Genomic DNA, 4,659 nt, shown 5'->3' with positions numbered 1-4,659 from the left:
TCTGCAGTACTTGTATCGCAAATCATATAGTGCGGTGCATGATTAAGCTTTTCGATTTTTTCATCTGAAACACCTATACCGTTATCTTCAACACAAATAATACAATTATCATTATTTGCAGCAACGGATACATAAATCGTACACCCATTTTCATTATGAGATATGCTGTTCTGAATAAGATTAGATATTGCTCGTTTTAATAAATCTTTGTCTACATTAATATTGCAAACAGTCAATTCTGCGTCCGTTTCCCATTTAATCGAAAACTCATCTTGCATACCCATATTCATAAAATCCACAACAACTTGCCTAACAACAGCAACAACATTTTCTTCTTTTTTCATAATTGGTTGCATATTGTATTCAAGTTTTGAAGCCAGATTAAGGTCATTAATCAAATTCTTCATTCTTGCACTTTGCTTAATAATCATCGTCGCTTTTTTACGATCTTCTTGCGAAATATGGAGAGAATTTTCTAACTGTCCCGCATATCCCATAACCATAGATAACGGCGTACGAATATCATGCGAAACCCCAGCTATCCAATTTGCTCTTGCAGTCTCCCTTTTTCTCAATTGTTCTTTTTGTATTTGCAAAATATCGGAAGCAGAATTTATGTTAGATGAAATTTCTGAAAGCGCTCCTGTTTCTGGAATATGCACGCTTTCTCCACTAGATAAACGTTGTATCCCTTTTGTAATCGGATTAATTGATTTTAGTAGTTTTATATTAGCTATTAAATAAATTCCAAGAATCAGCAAAATGTTGATAAATAATACGCTTAAAACAATCTGCGGAAAATTTGAGATTAAACTGTAGTTCCAACTTGGTCGCGTATGTTTCCAAAAGCTGTTGTGCGGAAATCCGACTACAACAACTCCATCCTTATTTTTGCCAGTGTAAGTTGGATAACCATCAATGTAACCAACGCTCAAATTAGCTATATCAGACAAAGTATAGTTATTTGGAATACCTGCAGGGACATTTTCTGTTTTCCATACGACTTTCAACGTATTATTATCAATCAAAATTGCCCATGCGCCAGAATTTGTCAATTTGGAAGACATATTTTTTGATAATACATAATCCCCACTTGCGGATAATTGTAATGCTTCTCCCGTCTCTTTTGCTATGCTATAAGGAGACATCTCTTTATCGGGAGCGTAAGTTCCTATAAGTACAATAAACGCAATAATATTCATTAATACTATAAGCACAGAGCTTAGTAGAAAAATACTTATAAAGCGTTGTATTAGTTTTGGTATGCTTTTCATTCTGCTTTACTCCACAATCAGCTTATATCCTAAGCCTTTAACTGTTATTAAAGAAACAGGCTGCGATGGATTGAGTTCTATTTTTTCTCTGATACGACGTATATGTGCCATTAAAGAATTTTCATATCCAAAAGGATTAGCTCCCCATGCAGCTTCACATAGCGCGTCAATTGTTACAATACATCCAGCATTTCTATAAAGTGCAGAAAGTAAATCATATTCTTTGGCTGTAAGCGGAATATGTTCGTTGTTTTTTATTACTTGGGCAGAAGAAAAATCAATCTGACTATTCTTCAGTTTAACAATGGGATTTTCACTCTTGTAGCTTCGTCTTAAAATTGCCATAATGCGAAACGTTAGCTCTTTTGGAAGAAACGGCTTTACAATATAATCGTCTGCTCCTAAGTCAAATCCCTTAAACTTATCTTCATCTTCACCGCAAGCAGTAAGGAATAAAATAGGACAATCACTATATTGTTTTATCTGCTTCATTAGCTCAAACCCATTACCGTCGGGGAGCATAACATCAAGGATTGCTAATTCTGGACGTAATTTTTGTGTTGCTCCTACGGCATCTTTTATACTTTTTGCAGTCGTTATATTATAAAAACCGTATTCGTTTAATATAGACACAACCATATCTAGAAGTTCCTGCTCATCGTCAACAAGCAGCAGATGCTTGTTCAATAAATAATCATTCCGATTCATTGAGAACCCCCTAACATATATTATGCCATGTGAATATTCATTTTTTGACCTCGCATAAAAATGTAAGGTAGATGTAAGGTGAAGAGAATGTTGTAGAAAGGTTGACGCAATATCATAAATCCTGAAAGGAGATATTGCCATGAACAATATTGTTACAACAGAACATTTAACAAAAAAATATAAGTCATTTATTGCTGTTAATGATGTTTCACTTCATATTCGCAAAGGTAGCATTTACGGCTTTCTTGGGCCAAATGGAGCTGGAAAATCTACAACAATGAAAATGCTCCTAGGGCTTACATCTCCAACAAAAGGTGTATTTACAATCGATGGAAAGCAGTTTCCTACCGACCGCATACCTATTTTGAAAGAAATAGGCTCATTTATTGAATCACCATCTTTCTATGCAAATCTAACAGGTAGAGAAAATCTTGACATTATACGTCGCATTTTAGAACTACCTAAGAGTGCAGTTGATGACGCATTAGAATTAGTGGGTCTTTCTGAGTTTGCAGACCGTCTTGCAAAAAAATATTCGCTTGGCATGAAGCAAAGGCTTGGTCTTGCTGGAGCATTGCTTGGTAGACCACCTATTTTGATTTTAGATGAGCCAACAAATGGACTCGATCCATCTGGCATACATGAAATCCGAAATCTGATTAAGTCACTGCCAGATCTTTACGATTGCACGATTCTTATTTCTTCTCATATGCTATCCGAAATTGAGCTTATTGCAGATGATATTGGAATACTTAATCACGGACACTTGTTATTTGAAGGTAGTTTAGATGAACTACGACAGCATGCATTACAATCTGGTTTTGCTTCCGACAATTTGGAAGATATGTTCCTATCCATGATTGATGAAGACAATAAGATCAGGAAGCAGAGTGCAAGACTATGAAAACGCTTGTAATCGAACTAAAAAAATGCAAGAGAACTGGCTTTATAGCTCTTATGATTGCTATTGGAATTATGGGAGCAGCGTACGCTTTTGTGAATTTTATTGTACGGAAAAATACATTATTAAACCTGCCTTTAGCTCCTATGGATATTCTTCTCACACAGCTTTACGGCATGATTATGGTGTTAAACATGTTCGGCATAATAGTCGCAGCATGCATTATCTACAACTTGGAATTTAAGGGAAATGCAGTAAAAAAGATGCATATGCTGCCTATGAGCGTTCCTGCTATGTACCTATGCAAATTTATGCTGCTGACCGTTCTATTACTAATCGCTATTTGCATACAAAATTTAGCACTTGCAAAAATCGGTGTAACAGATTTGCCACAAGGCACGTTTAATGTAAGTACTCTTATATCTTTTGCTGCATATTCATTTATTACGTCAATGCCTGTATTGTCCTTTATGATTTTTGTATCATCACGATTTGAAAACATGTGGGTAACGCTTGGAATTGGTGTAGCAGGATTTTTAAGCGGCATGGCATTGGCTTCTTCAGACATTGTGCTTTTTATGGCATCACCTTTTATCGTTATGCTAAAACCAGCAGTTGCCATGAGCGCGCAACCTAATACTACGGTCGTAATCGTATCCATAGTTGAAACACTTCTGTTTTTATGTTCTGGATTGTGGGCAGCTAAGAACCTGCACTATGAATAAGGAGATTATGAAAATGAGATTTTTTGAACTTTTTAGAATCGAATTTAAGAAAGTAAAGCGTAGTAAAATTATTCCTTTGATTTTTATTGCGCCATTACTTGTGGTTGGATCTGGTGTAGCAAGCCTTCATAGCTACTTCACTCCAGAATATACACACGCATGGGCTGCTATGTTTATTCAAAGCGCATTAGTCTACTCATATTATCTGCTTCCACTTAGTATGATTGTTATTTGCGTGATGATTGCAGGACGAGAAACAAGCAATAACGGAATACTAAAAATGCTGGCACTGCCTGTTAGCAGATACGCGATTTCTGCTGCAAAATTTTGCGTACTGCTATTTTATTTGCTTATGGAAATGGTCGTATTTTTTGCTGTATTCGTTATAGCAGGATTGTTTGCAACCAGTAGCACAGGAGTTACAGAAACGCTCCCAATTATGTATCTACTAAAATGGTGTTTAAATCTGTTTTTGACTATGATTCCAAGCGTAATAGTCATGTGGGCGATTACTGTGCTTTTTGAAAAGTCAATGTTATCCATCGGATTAAATATACTTCTTGTAATTCCTGGCGTATTAATAGCAAATACTCCACTTTGGATAGTTTATCCTTATTGTTACAGCGGATATATGGTTTCCCGCTCTCTACATGCAGTTACATCAACAGGATTAGGAAACGGATTTAATCTTATACCATTTTTGCCATGTGCAATTGCAATATCTGTGTTTGTATTTTTGATTGCAATAACACAATTTGGTAAAAAAGAGATGAGATAACAAGGAATCCTAAATAATAGTGCAGCGAAATAACAAATGCAGATGCGAACCTAAAAACACGTCTAACACAACACTGTTTGTTTGCGCGCTTTGTTTAATAAGATAAGAAATCAGTAAAACAAACACACACCCTTGTCTAAATTGATATGCACCCTCTTTACTGGACAAAACCAGTAAGGAGGGTATTGCGCTATAGTTTTAAATTCAAATTGGAAAGTGAATATATAGATTACTACAACAATTGCAGGATCCAGAAGAAAACAAAATGGATGC

5 protein-coding genes are annotated in these 4,659 nt (G+C 35.7%); 3 read left to right on the top strand and 2 right to left on the bottom strand.

Annotated elements, in window-relative coordinates:
* Positions 1-1,274 (bottom strand): HAMP domain-containing sensor histidine kinase (locus Q0X59_RS06090; protein ID WP_297643919.1); only part of this gene is annotated, 1,274 nt, incomplete at its 3' end.
* Between the two features lie 6 nt (positions 1,275-1,280).
* The gene (locus Q0X59_RS06085) at positions 1,281-1,982 is read right to left on the bottom strand and encodes a response regulator transcription factor (RefSeq protein ID WP_297643917.1); all 702 of its coding nucleotides are present in this window, start codon (positions 1,980-1,982) and stop codon (positions 1,281-1,283) included.
* Between the two features lie 139 nt (positions 1,983-2,121).
* Between Q0X59_RS06085 and Q0X59_RS06080 the strand changes: the two genes are divergently transcribed.
* Genes Q0X59_RS06080 through Q0X59_RS06070 form a run of 3 tightly spaced genes read left to right on the top strand, consistent with a single transcriptional unit; the run spans position 2,122 to position 4,386 of the window.
* Positions 2,122-2,886: an ABC transporter ATP-binding protein gene (locus Q0X59_RS06080; protein WP_075523783.1), complete on the top strand. Its 765-nt coding sequence runs from the start codon at positions 2,122-2,124 to the stop codon at positions 2,884-2,886.
* The gene (locus Q0X59_RS06075; RefSeq protein WP_103043185.1) at positions 2,883-3,608 is read left to right on the top strand and encodes an ABC transporter permease; all 726 of its coding nucleotides are present in this window, start codon (positions 2,883-2,885) and stop codon (positions 3,606-3,608) included. The genes Q0X59_RS06080 and Q0X59_RS06075 overlap by 4 nt, the downstream gene beginning before the upstream one ends.
* Positions 3,609-3,621: 13 nt before the next feature.
* Positions 3,622-4,386, top strand: a complete 765-nt coding sequence (locus Q0X59_RS06070) for an ABC transporter permease (RefSeq protein WP_199172716.1) — start codon at positions 3,622-3,624, stop codon at positions 4,384-4,386.
* Positions 4,387-4,659 lie beyond the last annotated feature (273 nt).

The organism is uncultured Gardnerella sp. (genome assembly GCF_947280595.1).
Classification (GTDB): Bacteria; Actinomycetota; Actinomycetes; order Actinomycetales; family Bifidobacteriaceae; genus Bifidobacterium; species Bifidobacterium vaginale_A.
Note: the sequence above shows the minus strand (reverse complement) of the source record. Positions and strands in the feature narration are given on the sequence as shown.

Coding starts and splice junctions, on each gene's coding strand:
- Q0X59_RS06085 (WP_297643917.1), bottom strand. CDS start 1,982: ATGAATCGGAATGATTATTTATTGAACAAGCATCTGCTGCTTGTTGAC.
- Q0X59_RS06080 (WP_075523783.1), top strand. CDS start 2,122: ATGAACAATATTGTTACAACAGAACATTTAACAAAAAAATATAAGTCA.
- Q0X59_RS06075 (WP_103043185.1), top strand. CDS start 2,883: ATGAAAACGCTTGTAATCGAACTAAAAAAATGCAAGAGAACTGGCTTT.
- Q0X59_RS06070 (WP_199172716.1), top strand. CDS start 3,622: ATGAGATTTTTTGAACTTTTTAGAATCGAATTTAAGAAAGTAAAGCGT.